The following is an 18120-nucleotide window of genomic DNA, read 5'->3' as shown; positions in this document are numbered from 1 at the left end:
GACGGCCCCGCAACCCTCGCCACCCTCTGCCGCAGCCGCGGCATCCCCCTCATCCACGTCTCGACCGACTATGTCTTCGACGGCACCAAGGGCGCGCCCTACACCGAAACCGACCCGATCGCCCCGCTCGGCGTCTACGGCCACAGCAAGGCCGCCGGCGAGGAAGCCATCCTCGCCGCCGGCGCCGACGCCATCATCCTCCGCACCGCCTGGGTCTTCTCCGCCACCGGCAAGAACTTCGCCCGCACCATGATCGCCGCCGCCCGCCGCCTGCCGGCGCTGCGCGTCGTCGCCGACCAGCGCGGCACCCCCACCGCCGCCGAGGACCTCGCCGACGCCATCCTCGCCATCGCCGCTCGCATCCTCGCCGAAGGCTGGCAGCCCGGCTTCGCCGGCATCTTCCACGCCACCAGCGCCGGCGACACCTCATGGCACGGCTTCGCCACCGAAATCCTCGCCCTCGCCGCTCGCCACGGCACACCACACCCCGACATCATCCCCATCGCCACCGCAGACTGGCCCACCCCAGCCCGCCGACCCGCCGACTCCCGCCTCGACACCACAAAACTCAGCCAAACCTTCGCCCTCGCCCTCCCACACTGGAAAGACGCCACCGCCCGCATCGTCCCCGCAATCCTCGCGCAGGACGAAACACCGTGATCACCATCCTCCTCTCCACCTTCAACGGAACGCGCTTCCTCCCCGAACAGCTCGCAAGCTTCGCAGCGCAGACCGACCAGGACTGGCGCCTCCTCTGGCGCGATGACGGATCCTCCGACTCCACGCGCGAGATCATGGCCAGCTTCGCCGCAGGCCTCGGCGCCGGCCGCTGCGTCGAGGTGGCGCATTCCGGCTTCCATCTCGGCGCCGGCCAGAGCTTCCTCGCCCTGCTCGCCGAGGCGGGGGACGCCGAACTCATCGCCTTCGCCGACCAGGACGATGTCTGGCTGCCGGAAAAACTCGCCCGCGCCCGCGCGGCGCTGCGCGGCCCGGGTGCGGGCGCGCGCCTCTACACCGCCCGGCAATACCTGGTCGATGCCGCGCTGCAGGGCCGCAAGCTCTCCGCCCTGCCCGCCCGCAAGCCCGGCTTTCCCGCCTGCCTCACGCAGAACGTGGTCCACGGCAACACGGCGGTGATGAACCGCGCCGCCGCCGACATGGTCAACCGCATCCCCGGCCCCTCCGGCACCGTGCATGACTGGTGGAGCTACATCGTCGTCAGCGCCTGCGGCGGCGCCATCACCATCGACCCCGAGCCCGTCGTCCTCTACCGCCAGCACAAGGACAACCTGATCGGCTCGCCGCGCACGACCGTGGCGCGCGCCCTCGGCGCGATCCGCCGCGGCCCCGACATCTTCATGACGATGATGCGCCGCCATGTCCGCCAGCTCGAAGCGCATGGCGACCTGCTCACCGCCGCCGCCCGCGCCGATCTGGCGCGGATCTCCGCCGGGCTCGAGGGCGGCTTCGCGCCGCGCCTCAGCGCCATGCGCTGCCCCGGCCTGACGCGGCAGACGGTGCTGGAAAACCTGCTCTTCCGCCTCTGGTTCGTGCTCGGCTGATCCCGCCGCCGGTCAGGCCGCCGGCGTCTCCGCCGCCAGCGCCTCCACCCGCCAGCCGCCATCCCCGGTCAGCCGCAGCCGCCGCGCGTGGTAGCGGATGATGGTGGAGCGGTGCCCGACGCTGACCAGCGTCACCCCCGGCAGCTCGTCGAGCAGCGTGCGATACATCCGCGCCTCGTAATCCTCGTCGAGCGACGAGGTCGCCTCGTCCAGGATCACCACCTCCGGCCGCAGCAGCACGCAGCGCGCGAAGCCGATCCGCTGCTGTTCGCCGAGCGACAGTTCGCGGTCCCAGGCCTGCTCGGCCTCGAGCCGCCCGGCGAGATGCCCGAGCCCGACCCGCTCCAGCATCGCCGCGACGCGCGCCGGCTCCAGCGCCTCGCCATAGGGGAAGGCGATGCTCTCGATCAGCTTTCCGTTCGGCAGATAGGGCCGCTGCGGCACGAACAGCACCCGGCCGGCGGGCATCGTCACCCGCCCCTCGCCGAACGGCCAGATCCCCGCGATCGCGCGCACCAGCGTGCTCTTGCCCGATCCGGTCGGCCCGCTGATCAGCACCCGCTCGCCCGGCCCGATCGCGATGTCCAGCCCTTCCAGCAGCTTCCGCCCGTCCGGCAGCGTCAGCGTCAGCCCCTCGATCGCGAGCCCCGCCTCGTCCCCGCGCGCATAGGCGATGCGCGGCGCCGTCGCCGCCGCGTGATGCCGCCGCAGGCTCACCTCCAGCGTATAGAGACGGTCGACCACCGCGCGCCATTCGGTGATCGACAGATAGCCCTGCCCGATCGAGCTGAAATTGTTGAGGATGAACGCGAAGGCCTGCTGCGTCTGGCCGAACGCGTTGTTGGTCTGCGACACCGTGCCGATCAGGATCCGCTTGGCGAGATAGGACGGGATCACCAGGCCGAAGGCGAGCAGCCCGCCCAGCGTGTTGAACGAGAAGTTGAAGGTATTGACGAACACCGTCCGGTAGACCCGGCGGTAGAAGATCTCGACCACCGGCGCGAAGGTCCGCTTCAGCCGCGTCGCCTCCGCATCGCCGCTATGCGCGGTGGCGATCGCCTCGGAATTGTCCCGCACCCGGATCAGCTCGAAGCGGAAATTGCCCTGCGCCCGCTGCTGGATGTTGTTCAGCCAGAACAGCGGCTTGCCGATGAGCAGGATCAGCCAGGTCCCGCCGATCGCGTAGATCAGGTTCATCCACAGCAGCAGGCCGGGGATATACAGGCCGAACAGCCGCAGGTTGCGGCTCAGCAGCCACAGCATCACCGAGAACGAGACGATCGTCACCACCGATTGGAGCGCGCTCAGCGGCAGGTTCACCGTCTGCCCGGTGAAGAAGTCGATGTCGTCGGAGATGCGCTGGTCGGGATTGTCGATGCCGCGGTCGTCGAGCTGCATCCGGTAATGCGCCTCGCGGTCCATCCAGCCATCGACCATGTGCCCGGTCATCCAGCGCCGCCAGCGGATCTGGAAGATCTGCGCGAAATACTGGCTCGCGGTGTTGATCACCACGACCATCGCCGCCAGCCCGAGAAAGATGCCGAACAGCCGCCAGATCTCCGCCACGTCGTAGCGCTGCATCGCGTCGAAGAACGAGCCGTTCCAGACCGTCAGCGCATAGTTCATCGCCACGATCACCAGCACGGTGATGACGTTGACGACCAGCAGCCCCCAGGCCGCCAGCCGCTGTTCCGAGCGAAAGAACGGCGTCGCCACATAGAGCAGGCGGTGAAAAAATCCGGTCCGGGCGAGGTCGTCGTCCATCTCTGTCTCCGCATCCACTTGTCGTCCCGCCCCCATATAGGCGCCGGCGCCGCAAGGCCAGCCGGGGCGGCGCCGCGATCCGCCGAACGCCCCGCCGCTCTCGCGCCATCGTGAGCGCGCCGGCCCGTCCCGCGGTTGAACATCGTGCCCCGGCTTCAAACTTCCCGAACATGACGCGCGTCCCTTCGGGCTTAATTATGCTTAACGGGCATGAATCAAAGCTGACTTGCCGATGCCGGGCGCGGGTCTTAAGACCGGGACCCGAACAGGAGGGATGACATGGCCAGTAGCGACACCGCCGGCAACGAGATTGCGCTGGAGCGCCAGAAGGCGGTCCTCGCCCGCCCGATGACCGAGACCCGCCGGCTTGCCAACGCCGTCCGCGCGCTCGCGATCGACGGCGTCGAGGCCGCGAAGTCCGGCCATCCCGGCATGCCGATGGGCATGGCCGATGTCGCGACGGTGCTGTGGACGAAGTTCATGAAGTTCGACGCGGCCGATCCCCACTGGCCCGACCGCGACCGCTTCATCCTCTCCGCCGGCCACGGCTCGATGCTGCTCTACGCGCTGCTGCACCTCACCGGCTACGAGGGCATGTCGATCGACGATCTGCGCCAGTTCCGCCAGCTCGGCGCCCGCGCCGCCGGCCATCCCGAGCGGATCGAGCATCCCGCCATCGAAATGACCACCGGCCCGCTCGGCCAGGGCATCTCCACGGCGACCGGCTTCGCCCTCGCCGAGCGCATGCTCGCCGCCCGCTTCGGCAAGGGCCTGGTCGATCACCGCACCTGGGTCATCGCCTCGGATGGCGACATGATGGAGGGCGTGTCCCACGAGGCCTGCGCCATCGCCGGCCATCTCGGCCTCGACAAGCTCACCGTCTTCTACGACGACAACTCGATCTCGATCGACGGCGGCACCGACATCGCGATGACCGACGACGTGCTGAAGCGCTTCGCCGGCTATGGCTGGGCCACCCGCCGGATCGACGGGCACGACCCCGAGCAGATCGAATCCGCCATCCGCTTCGCCCTGCGCAGCCGCAAGCCGACGCTGATCGCCTGCCGCACCATCATCGGCTTCGGCGCGCCGAAAAAGGCCGGCACCCCGGCCACCCACGGCTCGCCCCTCGGCGCCGACGAGGCCGCCGCCGCCAAGGCCCTGCTCGGCTGGACCGCCCCGCCCTTCACCGTGCCGGACGACATCCTCGCCCCCTGGCGCGCGGCCGGATCGCGCAGCGCCGGCGCCCACCGCGCCTGGACGAAGCGCCACGCCGCCAGCAACCAGCGCGCCGCCTTCGATGCCGCCCTCGCCGGCGACCTGCCGGCCGACTACACCGCCGCGATGGCCGCCCTGCGCGAGAAGATCGCCGCCGAGAAGCCCAACGTCGCCACCCGCCAGGCCAGCCAGATGGCGCTCGACGCCGTGGTGCCCGTGGTCCCCGAAATGGTCGGCGGCTCCGCCGACCTCACCCCCTCGAACAACACCTTCGTGAAGTCGATGGGCGTGTTCACGGCGAAGGACCACGCCGGCCGCTACATCCATTTCGGCGTGCGCGAGCACGGCATGGGCACGACGCTGAACGGCCTCGCCCTGCATGGCGGGCTGATCCCCTATGGCGGCACGTTCTTCATCTTCTCCGACTATTGCCGCCCGGCCATCCGCCTCGCCGCGCTGATGCGCATCCGCTCGATCTTCGTGCTCACCCACGATTCGATCGGCCTCGGCGAGGACGGGCCGACCCACCAGCCGGTCGAGCACCTCGCCTCGTTCCGCGCCATGCCCAACGTCCTCGTGCTGCGCCCCGGCGACGCGATGGAGACCGCCGAATGCTGGGACATCGCGCTGAAGCACAAGGACGGCCCGGTGCTTCTCGTGCTCAGCCGCCAGGCGATGCCGACCCTGCCGCGCGACCACGGCGCTGAAAACCTCTCCGCCCGCGGCGGCTATGTCGTCGCCCCGGCCGCGGGGCCGCGCCGCGCGACCATCCTCGCCACCGGCTCGGAAGTCGCCCTCGCGCTCAAGGCGCGCGAGATGCTGGCCGCCGAGGGAATCACCGTCGCCGTCGCCTCGGTGCCGAGCTTCGAACTGCTCGACCGCCAGGACCCCGGCTACCGCACCGAGGTGCTGGGCGAGGCTCCGCGCGTCGGCGTCGAGGCCGCGGTCGGCTTCGGCTGGGAACGCCTGCTCGGGCCGGACGGCACCTTCATCGGCATGCACGGCTTCGGCGCCAGCGCGCCCTACCAGAAGCTGTTCCAGCATTTCGGCATCACCGCCGAGGCGGTCGTTGCGGCGGTGAAGGCGAAGCTGTAATCCCGCCGCCAACACCACTACCGCCTCCGGCTCACCTGAACGTTTTCGAGGGAGACTTCTTCACATGACCGTCAAAGTCGCGATCAACGGATTCGGCCGCATCGGGCGCCTCGTGCTGCGCGCGATGATCGAGAGCGGGCGTTCCGACGTCGAATGCGTCCTGATCAACGACCTCGGAAGCGTCGAGGACAACGCCCACCTGCTCCGCTACGACTCGGTGCATGGCCGCTTCCCCGGCACGGTCGAGGTGAAGGGCGACAGCATCGTCATCACCAATGCCGGCCGCACCTACGCGCCGATCCGCGTCTCCGCCGAGCGCGACCCGGCGAAGGTGCCGATGCAGGGCGTCGACGTGGCGATGGAATGCACCGGCCTGTTCACCAGGCGCGACGCCGCGGCGAAGCTGATCGAGGCCGGCGCCCGCAAGGTCCTGGTCTCCGCCCCGGCCGACGGGGTGGACGCCACCATCGTCTACGGCGTGAACCACCACACGCTGACCAAGGACATGACGATCATCTCCAACGCCTCCTGCACCACCAACTGCCTCGCGCCGATGGCGATGGTGCTGCACGAGGCCTTCGGGATCGAGCGCGGCTACATGGTCACCATCCACTCCTACACCGGCGACCAGAAGACGGTGGACACCCTGCACAAGGACCGTCACCGCGCCCGCGCCGCCGCCCTCTCGATGATCCCGACCACCACGGGTGCGGCCCGCGCCGTCGGCCTCGTCCTGCCCGAGCTGAAGGGCAAGCTCGACGGCACGGCGATCCGCGTGCCCACCCCGAACGTCTCGCTCGTCTCGCTCGACGTGAACCTGAAGAAGCAGGCCAGCAAGGACGAGATCAACGCGGCGATGAAGGCGGCTTCCGAGGGCAAGCTCAAGGGCATCCTCGACTATTCGACCGAGGCCCTGGTCAGCGCCGACTTCAACCACGTCGCCTATTCCTGCAGCTTCGACGCGCCGCAGACCGCGGTGATCGACAACGCGCTCACCCGCGTCATGGGCTGGTACGACAATGAATGGGGCTTCTCGAACCGGATGAGCGACACCGCCGCCCTGTTCGGGTCGCTCTGATGGCGGACTGGCGCCCGCTCGACGGGGTCGATGTCAGGGGAAAGCGCGTCCTCGTGCGCGCCGACCTCAACGTCCCGCTACGCGACGGCCGGATCACCGACCTCACCCGCATCGAGCGCCTCTCGCCGACCATCGTCGAGCTCGCCGGCAAGGGGGCGAAGGTGATCGTGCTCTCGCATTTCGACCGGCCGAAGGGCAAGGTCGTGCCGGACATGTCGCTCCGCCCGGTCGCCGCCGCGCTCGGCGCGGTGCTGCGCCGGCCCACCGCCTTCGCCGCTGACTGCATCGGCCCCGAGGCCGAGGCCGCCGTCGCCGCGATGGCGGAGGGCGACATCCTCGTGCTGGAGAACACCCGCTTCCATCCCGGCGAGGAGAGCAACGACCCTGCCCTGGCGAAGGCGATCGCCGCCAATGGCGACATCTTCGTCAACGACGCCTTCTCCGCCGCCCACCGCGCCCACGCCACCACCGAGGGTCTCGCCCATCTCCTGCCCGCCTATGCCGGCCGGCTGATGCAGGCGGAACTCGCCGCCCTCGAAGCCGCGCTCAGCCACCCGAAGCGCCCGGTCGGCGCCATCGTCGGCGGCTCGAAAGTCTCCACCAAGCTCGACCTGCTGACCAACCTGATCACCAAGGTCGACCTGCTGGTGATCGGCGGCGCGATGGCGAACACCTTCCTCGCCGCCCAGGGCGCGGAACTCGGAAAGTCGCTGCAGGAACCCGCCCTGCACGACACCGCCCGCGCCATCGTCGAATCGGCGGCGACGCATGGCTGCCGCATCCTGCTGCCGTCGGATTTCGTGGTCAGCGAAACCTTCGCGCCGAACCCGCCCACCGAAACCGTGCCGGCGAACGCGGTGCCGGCGAACGCGATGGCGCTCGATGTCGGCCCCGCCACCACCGAGACGATCATCGCGGCGGTGAAGGAACTGAAGACGCTGATCTGGAATGGCCCGCTCGGCGCCTTCGAGACCCCGCCCTTCGACACCTCGACCATGCGCCTCGCCATCGCGGTGGCGGAAGCCACGGCCGGCGGGCTGATCTCGGTCGCCGGCGGCGGCGACACGGTGGCGGCGCTCCGCCTCGCCGGCGTCACCGACCGCCTGACCTACGTCTCCTCGGCCGGCGGCGCCTTTCTCGAATGGATGGAAGGCAAGACCCTGCCGGGCGTCGCAGCGCTCGCGCCGCGCTGATCCGCGCAACGCGCCACGCCAGAAGCCGCCGGTCCGGTCCCCCGGGCCGGCGGTTGCCGTTTCAGGAGGCGGTGCCGCCCACGGTCAGCCCGCCGATCAGGATGCTCGGCTGCCCCACGCCCACCGGCACGCCCTGCCCGTTCTTGCCGCAGGTGCCGATGCCGGGGTCGAGTTCGAGGTCGTTGCCGATCATCTCCACCCGGGTCAGCGCGTCCGGCCCGTTGCCGATCAGCGTCGCCCCCTTCACCGGCGCGCCGACCCGCCCGTCCTCGATCATGTAGGCCTCCGAGGCGGTGAACACGAACTTGCCCGAGGTGATGTCCACCTGCCCGCCGCCGAAATTCGCCGCATAGATGCCGCGCTTGACCGAGCGGATCATGTCCTCCCGGCTCGCCTCGCCCTCCAGCATGATGGTGTTGGTCATCCGCGGCATCGGCAGATGCGCGTAGGACTGCCGCCGCCCGTTGCCCGTCGGCGCCATGCCCATCAGCCGCGCGTTCTGCCGGTCCTGCATGTAGCCGGTCAGGATGCCGTCCTCGATCAGCACGGTGCGCCCGCTCGGCGTCCCCTCGTCATCCACGCTGAGCGAGCCGCGCCGGTCGGGGATCGTGCCGTCATCGACCACGGTGACCCCCTTCGAGCCGACGCGCTTGCCCATCAGCCCGGCGAAGGCCGAGGTCTTCTTGCGGTTGAAATCGCCCTCCAGCCCATGCCCGATCGCCTCGTGGAGCAGAATGCCCGGCCAGCCCGCGCCCAGCACCACCGGCATCTCGCCCGCCGGCGCCGGCACGCTGTCGAGGTTCAGCGCCGCCTTGCGGATCGATTCGTCCACCGCCGCCCGCCAGAAGGCCGGCGCCGTCACCCCGTCATAGGTCGCGCGCCCGCCGGCGCCGTGGCCGCCCGATTCGCGCCGCCCGTCCTGCTCCATCACCACGGAAACGTGCAGCACCACCAGCGGCCGCACATCGGCCACGCGCACCCCGTCCGCCCGCACGATCTCGACCACCTGCCACTCGCCGGCCAGGCTCGCCATCACCTGCACCACGCGCTTGTCGGCGGCGCGGGCATAGGCGTCGATCTCGCCGAGCAGCGCCGCCCGCGCCGCGAAGGGCATCTCCGCCAGCGGGTTGTGCCCGGTATAGAGCCTGCGCGTCGCCGCCGCGGGGGCCACCGCCACAGTGCCGGCATCGCCCTGCCGCGCCGCCCGCAGCGTCTCCACCGCGCGCGCCAGGGCCGCGTCGGAAATCTCCCCGGCATGGGCATAGACCGCCGCCTCGCCGGTCACCGCGCGCAGGCCGAAGCCGCGCCGGCTGTCGAAATTCGCGTTGCGGATTCGCCCGTCATCCAGGCTCACCACCTCCGATTCGCGATATTCCAGGAACAGCTCGCCATCATCGGCGGCCTCCAGCACGGGGGCGATGGCCCGCCGCGCCTCGATCACGTCGAGCCCGTCATTGCCGTGGAACAGCCGGTCGGCGGTGGCGAGCATGTCTTGCATCGTGTCGGACATCATTCAGCGGCCTTCATCTCATAGACGGGAAGCGGCACCGCCGCCGTCGCGCCGCGCAGCGCGTGGCGGCAGGCGATGCAGGCGGCGAGCAGCAGCACGGCGTTCAGCTCGTGCACATAGCCGAGTTCGGCCATGCCCGAGACCAGCGTGCTCATGCCCAGGATATATTGGAGCGAAACCAGCCCGGCCAAGAGCAGGAACAGGTCGCGCGCCTTCGCCCCCACCGGCGCGCGCAGCCCCATCGCCGCGGCAACGACGACGACGATCGCCGTCACCGTCGCCGCCACCCGGTGCTCGAACTGCACCGTCGCCTTGTTGGCGAGGAAATTGAGCCAGAGCGGGTGCATCGCCAGCGCGTGCGGCGGCAGCGCGTGCCCGTCCATCAGCGGAAACGTGTTGTACACCTTGAGCGCCCCGCTCGCCGCCACCAGCGCGCCGAGCCCGATCGTGGCGATGATCAGCCCGATCGAGACGCTCAGCAGCCCGCGCAGCCGGGCAAGACCCGGCAGAATCGCCGGCTCGGGGTTGCGCAGCGTCAGCGCCGTCCACAGCATGGCGGTGAAGATCAGCATCGCCAGCACGAAATGCGGCCCGAGATACAGCGGCGAGGGCTGCAGGATGCGGCTCGTCATGCCCTCGTAGGTCATGTACCAGCCCATCGTCGCCTCGCCGGCGCCGAGCCCGAACAGGAACAGCAGCCAGGCGGTCAGCCGGTTCGAAATCCGCCCCCGCAGCCGGAAGATCGCCAGCGGCACCAGGAACACCACCGCCATCAGCCGCCCCCAGTCGCGGTCGAGGAACATCGGCAGGTAGAGCGACTGGAACTGCGCCAGCGTCATCTTCGGCTGCATCGCCTGGTACTGCGCCGTCGCCTTGTAGAGGCCGAAGGCGCGCTCCCAGGCGGCATGGGTCAGCGGCGGGATGATGCCGGTGAAGGGCTGCCAGGTCTGGATCACGAACCCCGCGCCGATCGTCCGCGCATGGCCGCCGCCCACCACCATGCCGAAGATCATGAAGCAGATGACGAGCAGCCAGGTGCCGACCAGCCGGTCCCCCCGCGCCGCCGCACCGCTCATGCCGGCCGCCCGCGCAGCTCGAACCAGGCCCACACCGCGGCGGCCAGCAGCAGCACCGCGTTGAGCTGGTGCACGATGCCGATATCCAGGATCTTGGAGACGAGCGTGGTCACGCCGAGAATATACTGCACGATCAGCAGCGCGCCCATCACCAGGAACGCATCGCGCGCCCGCGCCGGCAGGTCGGCGCGGATCGCCGCCACCACCGCCGCCAGCACGCCCACCGCCGCCACCGTGCCGAGCAGCCGGTGGTCGAACTGCGTCGCCGCCTTGTTGAGGAAGAAATTCTTCCAGAACGGGTGCAGCGCCGCGTAATCCGGCGGCACCCAGCGCCCCTGCATCAGCGGGAAGGTGTTGTCGATCGTGTAGGCATGCGTGCCCGAGAGGAACGTCCCCGCCACGATGGCGATCGAGATCAGCACGATCGAGCCCATCGCCATCCGCCGCGCCCCCGCATAGCGCGCGGCCTCCTCCGGCGGCAGCCGCGTCTCGGCCGGCTTCAGCACGGTCAGCGCGGTGGCGAACACGGCGATGGCGAGCAGGGTGGCGAAACAGTAATGCACCGAGAGCCGGAACACCGACACCTCGGTCAGCCCCGGCTGGAAGCCGGAGGCGACCATCCACCAGCCGATCAGCCCCTGCACCCCGCCCAGGATGAACAGCGTCACCAGCCAGGGCCGCAGCCGCCGCTCGATCCGCCCGGTCCAGAGGAACCAGACCAGCGGCACGCCGAAGTCGAAGCCGAGCAGCCGCCCCCACATCCGGTGGATCCATTCCGGCCAGAAGATCGCCTTGAACCCGGCGAGGTCCATACCGCGATTGAGCTCCTTGTATTGCGGAATCGTCTTGTAGAGCGCGAACATCCGCTCCCACGCCGCATGGGTCAGCGGCGGGATCACGCCCGAGACCGGCTGCCACGCCATGATCGACAGGCCGGCGTTCATGTTCTGCACATAGGCGCCGATCCCGAACATCTCGACGATCAGCGCGAAGCTGACGAACAGCCAGATCGCGACCATCCGCCGGCTTTCCGGGCTCGCCGCCCGCGCCTCGCCCGCCGCCGTCCTGCCGCCGATACCCGCCACCGATTGCGATGCCATCAGTCCAAATCCCGACTCTGCCGATCCTGCCCCCCGATTTGCACCCGAAACCCCGCTTGTAAACCCGCGCGCCCGCCCACCTTGTTCCATCGAGCAATCTTGACCTCGCGCCCCAGTTGCGCCATCTGATCGTCGAGCGGGACAGACACGCCCGCCGCTTCCGGCCCGCAACGGGCCCCTCCACAATTCTCCGCACCCGCCCGTCCCTTTTTCCGAACGGGCTCATCCTGTCCCGGATTCTCCATGAAGCTCGCCGAACTCAAGGCCAAATCCCCCACCGACCTGCTCAGCCTCGCCGAGGAGCTGCAGGTCGAAAACGCGTCGTCGCTGCGCAAGCAGGACATGATGTTCGCCATTCTCAAGGCCTATGCCGAGAACGACCAGGCGATCCATGGCGACGGCACGCTGGAAACCCTGCCCGACGGGTTCGGCTTCCTGCGCAGCCCGCAGAGCAACTACCTCCCCGGCCCGGACGACATCTACGTCTCCCCCGCGCAGATCCGCCGCTTCGGCCTGCGCACCGGCGACACCGTCGCCGGCGAGATCCGCGCGCCCAAGGAAGGCGAGCGCTATTTCTCGCTGCAGAAGGTCGACACGATCAATTTCGAGGCGCCGGACGCGGTGCGCCACCGCATCAATTTCGACAACCTCACCCCGCTCTATCCCAACCAGCGCCTGCAGATGGAGATCGAGGACGCGCCGCCGCCGCCCAAGGGCCAGCAGAAGGACTACACGGCCCGGGTGATGGATCTCATCGCCCCGATCGGCAAGGGCCAGCGCGCCCTCATCGTCGCCCCGCCGCGCACCGGCAAGACGGTGATGCTGCAGAGCATCGCCACCTCGATCTCGGCCAACCACCCCGAGGCCTTCCTCATCGTCCTGCTGATCGACGAGCGCCCCGAGGAAGTGACCGACATGGCCCGCACCGTGAAGGGCGAGGTCGTCGCCTCCACCTTCGACGAACCGGCCACCCGCCACGTCCAGGTCACCGAGATGGTGCTGGAAAAGGCCAAGCGCCTCGTCGAGCACAAGCGCGACGTGGTGATCCTGCTCGACTCGATCACCCGCCTCGCCCGCGCCTACAACGCGGTCGTCCCCTCCTCGGGCAAGGTGCTCACCGGCGGCGTCGACGCCAACGCCCTGCAGAAGCCCAAGCGCTTCTTCGGCGCCGCGCGCAACATCGAGGAAGGCGGCTCGCTGACCATCATCGCCACCGCGCTGATCGACACCGGCAGCCGCATGGACGAGGTGATCTTCGAGGAGTTCAAGGGCACCGGCAACTCCGAACTCATCCTCGACCGCAAGCTCTCCGACAAGCGCACCTTCCCGGCGATCGACATCACCAAGTCCGGCACCCGCAAGGAGGAGCTGCTGGTCGAGCGCGCGACCCTGTCGAAGATGTGGGTGCTGCGCCGCATCCTGAACCCGATGGGCCCGGGCGAGGCCATGGACTTCCTGCTCGACAAGCTCAAATACAGCAAGACCAACAACGACTTCTTCGAGGCCATGAACACCTGACCATGTCGCCCTACGCGCTGCCGCTGGCCGAACTGGCGCTCGCCAACTTCATCGGCATGATCAGCCCCGGCCCGGCCTTCCTGCTGGTCAGCCGGGCGGCGGCGGGGCGCGGCAGGGCGGCGGGCTTCGGCCTCAGCCTCGGCGTCGCCATCGCCGCCACCACCTGGGCCGCCGCCGCCTGCTTCGGCGTCGCCCTCGTCATGGCCCGCTTCGCCCCGCTCTACGAGGCGGTGCAGATCGCCGGCGGCCTCTATCTGGTCTGGATCGGCATCAGCGCCTGGCGCGCCCCGCCCCCGGAACTCGACCTCGCCGCCCCATCCGGCAGCCCCGGCTTCCTGCGCGCCGTCGCCACCGGTGCCGCGCTCAATCTCGGCAACCCGAAGATCGTGATCTTCTTCACAAGCATCTTCGTCGCCCTGCTGCCCGCCCACACCCCGCTCTGGCTCAGCGCCGCGGCGATCGCGATCGTCGGGTTGCAGGAAGTCACCTGGTATTGCCTGGTCACCCTGCTGTTCTCCCGCGCCCGCGTCCAGCGTGCCTATCGCCGCGCCGGGCTGTGGATCGAGCGCACCGTCGGCACGCTGCTGATCGCGATCGGCGCGCGCATCCTCGGCGCCGCCGTCTAGAAGGCGCCGCCGAAACCTTTTGCAAACAACCGCCCACCCCCTATATCCCGACCGGAATTCAGACGGAGACCCCCCGATGCCCGACGCCAGCCAGCCCACGGATTACAAGGTCCGCGACATCGCCCTTGCCGACTGGGGCCGCAAGGAAATCTCGATGGCCGAAACCGAGATGCCGGGCCTGATGGCGCTGCGCAGCGAATTCGGCGCCTCGAAGCCGCTCAAGGGCGCCCGCATCGCCGGCTGCCTGCACATGACGATCCAGACCGCGGTGCTGATCGAGACCCTGATCGAGCTCGGCGCCACCGTCCGCTGGTCCTCCTGCAACATCTTCTCGACCCAGGACCACGCCGCCGCCGGCGTCGCCGCGGCCGGCGTGCCGGTCTTCGCCTGGAAGGGCATGAACGAGGAGGAGTTCTGGTGGTGCATCGAGCAGACGGTGCGCGGCCCGGACGGCTGGACGCCGAACATGATCCTCGATGACGGCGGCGACCTCACCAAGCTGATGCACGACAAATACCCCGAGATGCTGGCCGACATCCGCGGCATCTCCGAGGAGACCACCACCGGCGTGCACCGCCTGCGCGAGATGGCGCGCGACGGCTCGCTGCTCTGCCCCGCCATCAACGTGAACGACAGCGTCACCAAGTCGAAATTCGACAATCTCTACGGCTGCCGCGAAAGCCTGGTCGACGGCATCCGCCGCGGCACCGACGTGATGATGGCCGGCAAGGTCGCCGTCGTCGCCGGCTTCGGCGATGTCGGCAAGGGCTCGGCCGCCAGCCTGCGCAACGCCGGCTGCCGCGTGATGGTCACCGAGATCGACCCGATCTGCGCCCTCCAGGCGGCGATGGAAGGCTACGAGGTCGTCACCATGGACGACGCCGCCCCGAAGGGCGACATCTTCGTCACCGCCACCGGCAATATCGACGTCATCACCGCCGACCACATGCGGGCGATGAAGCACCGCGCCATCGTCTGCAACATCGGCCATTTCGACTCCGAGATCCAGATCGAGAGCCTGCGCAACTACAAGTGGGAAAACGTCAAGCCGCAGGTCGACGAGGTCGTCTTCCCCGACGGCAAGCGCCTGATCGTCCTCTCCGAGGGCCGCCTGGTCAATCTCGGCAACGCCACCGGCCACCCCTCCTTCGTCATGTCGGCGAGCTTCACCAACCAGGTCCTCGCCCAGATCGAGCTGTGGAACGCCCCCGCCGGCCGCTACGAGCGGAAGGTCTACGTCCTGCCCAAGCATCTCGACGAGAAGGTCGCCGCCCTCCACCTCGAGAAGGTCGGCGCGAAGCTCACGAAGCTGAGCAAGGCGCAGGCGGAGTATATCGGCGTCGAGACCGCCGGTCCCTTCAAGCACGACGACTACCGCTACTGAGGAGGCGACGATGGGCAGCTTCCTCGCGGTCATGGCGCTCGCCGCCCTGTTCGGCGGCATGCTGTTCTTCGGCGCGGTGATGACCCCGCTGGTCTTCTCGAAACTGCCGCCGGACGTGGCCGGCCCGTTCATCCGGGCCGCCTTCCCGCGCTACTACCTGTTCATCACGGTCACCTCGGCGCTCGCCGCCATCGGCCTGCTGATCCGCGGCAATCCGTGGTACGCGCTGCTGGCGGTGATCGTCACCGGCATCACCCTCTGGCTCTGGCTCGAATGGATGCCGCACCTCAACGCCGTGCGCGACGCCGGCAACCAGGTGGATTTCCAGCGCGGCCACCGGCTCTCGGTCTGGGTCAACCTCGTCCAGTTCGTGATCGTGTTCGCGCTGCTCGCCGGCCTCGCCGGCTGACCGAACGTCCCCCGGCCGGACTTCTGGTCCGGCCGGTTTTCCGAAAAATCAGTTGCCTATGGGAAATTCCTGATCCAGCCGATCAGGCGCTCACATCCCGCATGAGTCGAGCCTGATCACCCGCACCATCGCCCCTTCCGGCTCGGCCGGCGCATCCGGCGCGCGCAGCAGCAGCGCATCGGCCTGCGCCAGCCGGCTCAGCATCGCCGAATCCTGCACCGGGAACGGCGTCACGCTCCAACCGCCCGCCTCATCCCGCGCCAGCGTCGCCCGCAGATGATCGGCCCGGTGGTCGTTCGCCGCCAGCGCCACGGTGCAGCGCGCGGGCTCGGTCGGCGGCGCCTCGTCCGGCCGCCCGGTCAGCCGCGCGATCGCGGGGCCAAGGAACAGCACCGCGCAGACCAGCGCCGACACCGGATTCCCCGGCAGTCCCAGCACCGGCACGCCGCCCAGCATCCCCGCCATCAGCGGCTTGCCCGGCCGCATCGCGATCTTCCAGAAATCGACGTCGAGCCCCCGCTCGGCCAAGCCCGCCTGCACCAGGTCATGCGCGCCGACGCTCGCCCCCCCGGTCGTCACCAGCAGGTCGGCCCGCGCCGCCGCCGCCGCCGCCGCGCCGATCGCGGCGCGGTCGTCCGGCGCCACCGGCAGGATCACCGCCTCGCCGCCCGCCGCGCGGATATAGGCCGCCAGCGCGTGCGAATTGGAACTGACGATCCCGCCCGGCGGGATCGGCTCGCCCGGCATGGCGATCTCGTCGCCGGTCGCCAGCACCGCGACCACCGGCCGCCGCCGCACCGCGAGCCAGGGATGGTTCGCCGCCGCCGCCAGCCCGATATCGCGCGCGCCCAGCACCCGCCCCGCCGCCAGCAGCGTCTCGCCCGCGGCGAAATCCTGCCCCGCCCGGCGGATATGCCGCCCCGGCCGCGCCGCCTCGCGCAGCGTCACCGAGGCGTCGTCATGCTCGGTATCCTCCTGGATGACGATGGCGTCCGCCCCCGCCGGCACCACGCTGCCGGTGAACAGCCGCACCGCCTCGCCCGGCCCCACCGTGCCCGCGAACGGGTGCCCCGCCGGCGCCGCGCCGATCACCCGCAGCCGCATCCCCGCCACGCCATCGGCGGCGCGCAGCGCGAACCCGTCCATCGCCGAAACATCGTGCGGCGGCTGGGTCAGCCGTGCGACCACCGGCTCGGCCAGCACCCGCCCCGCAGCCGCCGCCAGCGGCACGATCTCGGCGCCCGTCGGCGCCAGCAGCGCCAGAATCCGCTCCCGTGCCTCGCCGACGCTGATCATCGCTCACTCCTGCCTGAACTCGCCCGATTTCCCGCCGGACTTGCGGATCACCCGCAACCCCTCGATCCGCATCTCCCGCTCCGCCGCCTTCAGCATGTCGTACACCGTCAGCGCCGCGACCGAGGCAGCGGTCAGCGCCTCCATCTCCACCCCGGTCGGCCCGGTGGTCTTCACCGTCGCCGCGATGCGGATGCCCGGCAGCGCCGCGTCCGGCTCCAGCTCCAGCGTCACCCCGGCGATCGCCAGCGGATGGCAGAGCGGGATCAGCTCCGAGGTCCGCTTCGCCGCCATGATCCCGGCGATCCGCGCCGTCGCCAGCACGTCGCCCTTCTTCGCCGTGCCTTCGGTCACCAGCGCCAGCGTCTCCGCCCGCATCGTCACGTGGCAGGCGGCGGTCGCCTCCCGCGCCGTCTCGGCCTTGCCGGAGACGTCGACCATCCGCGCCGCCCCCCGCTCGTCGATATGGGTGAGGCGGCTCATGCCCCGAGCCCGAGCAGCCGGCGCGTCGCGGCGACGATGTCGTCCTGCCGCATCAGGCTCTCGCCGACCAGGATGCCCTGCACCCCCACCGCCTTCAGCCGCTTGATGTCGTCATAGTCGCGGATGCCGCTTTCCGCGACCACGAAACGCTCCGGCGGAATCTGCCCGGCGAGCCGCTCGGAGACCGCGATATCGGTCTGCATCGTCTTGAGATTGCGGTTGTTGATGCCGATCAGCCGGGCCTGCAGCCCGAGCGCGCGGTCGAGTTCCGCCTCGTCATGCACCTCGACCAGCACGCTCATGTCGAGCGCGCTCGCCAGCTCCTCGAAGGCCCGCGCCTGCTCGTCGCCCAGCGCCGCCATGATCAGCAGGATGCAGTCCGCCCCCATCGCGCGGCTTTCGTAGATCTGCCACTCGTCGAGGATGAAATCCTTGCGCAGCACCGGCAGGTCCACCGCCTCGCGCGCCGCCTGCAGGTGCGCGGGCTGGCCCTGGAAATATTTCCTGTCGGTCAGCACCGAAAGGCACACCGCCCCGCCCTCCTGATAGGCGCGGGCGATCGTCGCCGGGTTGAAATCGGCGCGGATCAGCCCGGCCGAGGGCGACGCCTTCTTGATCTCGGCGATCAGCCCGGTCCGCCCGGAGGCGGCGGCGTCCATCAGCGCGCGGGCGAAGCCGCGCGGCGGCGGCGTGTCCTTCGCCCGCGCGCGCATCTCCTCCAGCCCGGTCTCCGCCTTCGCCGCCTCCACCTCGGCCAGCTTGTCGGCGCAGATCGTCTTCAGCACGTCGTGTTCGATCTTGTCGTTCATTG

Annotated in this window: 16 protein-coding genes; 9 read left to right on the top strand and 7 right to left on the bottom strand. The window is 69.8% G+C overall.

The genetic code is table 11. The annotated features are described in order from the left end of the window. The coding region (gene rfbD / locus RT91_RS14700) for a dTDP-4-dehydrorhamnose reductase (protein WP_035188002.1) at positions 1–660 on the top strand (660 nt) is incomplete at its 5' end. Then, a complete protein-coding gene (locus RT91_RS14695; RefSeq protein WP_007424835.1) occupies positions 657–1562 on the top strand; it encodes a glycosyltransferase in 906 nt (301 codons plus the stop codon). The genes rfbD and RT91_RS14695, both read left to right, overlap by 4 nt. Before the next feature lie 12 nt (positions 1563–1574). On the opposite strand, the gene RT91_RS14690 is transcribed toward RT91_RS14695, so the two are convergent. Next, the gene (locus RT91_RS14690) at positions 1575–3326 is read right to left on the bottom strand and encodes an ABC transporter ATP-binding protein/permease (RefSeq protein WP_013639888.1); all 1752 of its coding nucleotides are present in this window, start codon (positions 3324–3326) and stop codon (positions 1575–1577) included. 279 nt (positions 3327–3605) lie between these two features. Between RT91_RS14690 and tkt the strand changes: the two genes are divergently transcribed. From tkt to RT91_RS14675, 3 genes are all read left to right on the top strand, one after another. After that, on the top strand, positions 3606–5639 hold the full coding sequence (gene tkt / locus RT91_RS14685) for a transketolase (RefSeq protein WP_035188000.1): 2034 nt from the start codon (positions 3606–3608) through the stop codon (positions 5637–5639). Positions 5640–5703: 64 nt separating this feature from the next. Further along, positions 5704–6717, top strand: a complete 1014-nt coding sequence (gene gap / locus RT91_RS14680; RefSeq protein WP_035187998.1) for a type I glyceraldehyde-3-phosphate dehydrogenase — start codon at positions 5704–5706, stop codon at positions 6715–6717. Continuing rightward, positions 6717–7910, top strand: a complete 1194-nt coding sequence (locus RT91_RS14675; RefSeq protein ID WP_011942083.1) for a phosphoglycerate kinase — start codon at positions 6717–6719, stop codon at positions 7908–7910. The genes gap and RT91_RS14675 overlap by 1 nt, the downstream gene beginning before the upstream one ends. A 61-nt stretch (positions 7911–7971) precedes the next feature. Here RT91_RS14675 and tldD read toward each other — a convergent pair whose 3' ends face one another. The 3 genes from tldD to RT91_RS14660 are packed head-to-tail and all read right to left on the bottom strand — an operon-like array spanning position 7972 to position 11596. Continuing rightward, the gene (tldD, locus tag RT91_RS14670) at positions 7972–9423 is read right to left on the bottom strand and encodes a metalloprotease TldD (protein WP_011942084.1); all 1452 of its coding nucleotides are present in this window, start codon (positions 9421–9423) and stop codon (positions 7972–7974) included. Continuing rightward, positions 9420–10496, bottom strand: a complete 1077-nt coding sequence (locus RT91_RS14665; RefSeq protein WP_035187995.1) for a COX15/CtaA family protein — start codon at positions 10494–10496, stop codon at positions 9420–9422. Before RT91_RS14665 ends, tldD begins: the two co-directional genes overlap by 4 nt. Next, on the bottom strand, positions 10493–11596 hold the full coding sequence (locus RT91_RS14660) for a COX15/CtaA family protein (protein WP_035187993.1): 1104 nt from the start codon (positions 11594–11596) through the stop codon (positions 10493–10495). The genes RT91_RS14665 and RT91_RS14660 overlap by 4 nt, the downstream gene beginning before the upstream one ends. Before the next feature lie 243 nt (positions 11597–11839). Between RT91_RS14660 and rho the strand changes: the two genes are divergently transcribed. The 4 genes from rho to RT91_RS14640 all read left to right on the top strand — a co-directional run bounded on the left by rho (position 11840) and on the right by RT91_RS14640 (position 15533). Beyond that, entirely contained in the window at positions 11840–13114 is a 1275-nt protein-coding gene (rho, locus tag RT91_RS14655; RefSeq protein ID WP_007424843.1) for a transcription termination factor Rho, read from the top strand. A 2-nt stretch (positions 13115–13116) separates the two neighbouring features. Further along, positions 13117–13740: a LysE family translocator gene (locus RT91_RS14650; protein ID WP_035187992.1), complete on the top strand. Its 624-nt coding sequence runs from the start codon at positions 13117–13119 to the stop codon at positions 13738–13740. A gap of 76 nt (positions 13741–13816) precedes the next feature. Next, on the top strand, positions 13817–15124 hold the full coding sequence (ahcY, locus tag RT91_RS14645) for an adenosylhomocysteinase (protein ID WP_011942088.1): 1308 nt from the start codon (positions 13817–13819) through the stop codon (positions 15122–15124). A gap of 10 nt (positions 15125–15134) precedes the next feature. Continuing rightward, positions 15135–15533, top strand: coding sequence for a DUF4149 domain-containing protein (locus tag RT91_RS14640; protein WP_007423740.1), 399 nt, complete (start codon positions 15135–15137; stop codon positions 15531–15533). Positions 15534–15623: 90 nt separating this feature from the next. On the opposite strand, the gene glp is transcribed toward RT91_RS14640, so the two are convergent. The 3 genes from glp to trpC are packed head-to-tail and all read right to left on the bottom strand — an operon-like array spanning position 15624 to position 18118. Next, the gene (gene glp, locus RT91_RS14635) at positions 15624–16829 is read right to left on the bottom strand and encodes a gephyrin-like molybdotransferase Glp (RefSeq protein WP_011942089.1); all 1206 of its coding nucleotides are present in this window, start codon (positions 16827–16829) and stop codon (positions 15624–15626) included. A gap of 3 nt (positions 16830–16832) precedes the next feature. Further along, the gene (moaC, locus tag RT91_RS14630; RefSeq protein WP_035187990.1) at positions 16833–17309 is read right to left on the bottom strand and encodes a cyclic pyranopterin monophosphate synthase MoaC; all 477 of its coding nucleotides are present in this window, start codon (positions 17307–17309) and stop codon (positions 16833–16835) included. Beyond that, entirely contained in the window at positions 17306–18118 is an 813-nt protein-coding gene (gene trpC / locus RT91_RS14625) for an indole-3-glycerol phosphate synthase TrpC (RefSeq protein WP_007423145.1), read from the bottom strand. The genes moaC and trpC overlap by 4 nt, the downstream gene beginning before the upstream one ends. Positions 18119–18120: the final 2 nt, after the last annotated feature.

The organism is Acidiphilium sp. JA12-A1 (genome assembly GCF_000724705.2).
GTDB lineage: Bacteria > Pseudomonadota > Alphaproteobacteria > Acetobacterales > Acetobacteraceae > Acidiphilium > Acidiphilium multivorum.
Note: the sequence above shows the minus strand (reverse complement) of the source record. Positions and strands in the feature narration are given on the sequence as shown.

Excerpts from the sequence above, each read along its gene's own strand:
- RT91_RS14690 (WP_013639888.1), bottom strand. The coding sequence starts at position 3,326 with ATGGACGACGACCTCGCCCGGACCGGATTTTTTCACCGCCTGCTCTAT.
- tkt (WP_035188000.1), top strand. The coding sequence starts at position 3,606 with ATGGCCAGTAGCGACACCGCCGGCAACGAGATTGCGCTGGAGCGCCAG.
- gap (WP_035187998.1), top strand. The coding sequence starts at position 5,704 with ATGACCGTCAAAGTCGCGATCAACGGATTCGGCCGCATCGGGCGCCTC.
- RT91_RS14675 (WP_011942083.1), top strand. The coding sequence starts at position 6,717 with ATGGCGGACTGGCGCCCGCTCGACGGGGTCGATGTCAGGGGAAAGCGC.
- tldD (WP_011942084.1), bottom strand. The coding sequence starts at position 9,423 with ATGATGTCCGACACGATGCAAGACATGCTCGCCACCGCCGACCGGCTG.
- RT91_RS14665 (WP_035187995.1), bottom strand. The coding sequence starts at position 10,496 with ATGAGCGGTGCGGCGGCGCGGGGGGACCGGCTGGTCGGCACCTGGCTG.
- RT91_RS14660 (WP_035187993.1), bottom strand. The coding sequence starts at position 11,596 with ATGGCATCGCAATCGGTGGCGGGTATCGGCGGCAGGACGGCGGCGGGC.
- rho (WP_007424843.1), top strand. The coding sequence starts at position 11,840 with ATGAAGCTCGCCGAACTCAAGGCCAAATCCCCCACCGACCTGCTCAGC.
- RT91_RS14650 (WP_035187992.1), top strand. The coding sequence starts at position 13,117 with ATGTCGCCCTACGCGCTGCCGCTGGCCGAACTGGCGCTCGCCAACTTC.
- ahcY (WP_011942088.1), top strand. The coding sequence starts at position 13,817 with ATGCCCGACGCCAGCCAGCCCACGGATTACAAGGTCCGCGACATCGCC.
- RT91_RS14640 (WP_007423740.1), top strand. The coding sequence starts at position 15,135 with ATGGGCAGCTTCCTCGCGGTCATGGCGCTCGCCGCCCTGTTCGGCGGC.
- glp (WP_011942089.1), bottom strand. The coding sequence starts at position 16,829 with ATGATCAGCGTCGGCGAGGCACGGGAGCGGATTCTGGCGCTGCTGGCG.
- moaC (WP_035187990.1), bottom strand. The coding sequence starts at position 17,309 with ATGAGCCGCCTCACCCATATCGACGAGCGGGGGGCGGCGCGGATGGTC.
- trpC (WP_007423145.1), bottom strand. The coding sequence starts at position 18,118 with ATGAACGACAAGATCGAACACGACGTGCTGAAGACGATCTGCGCCGAC.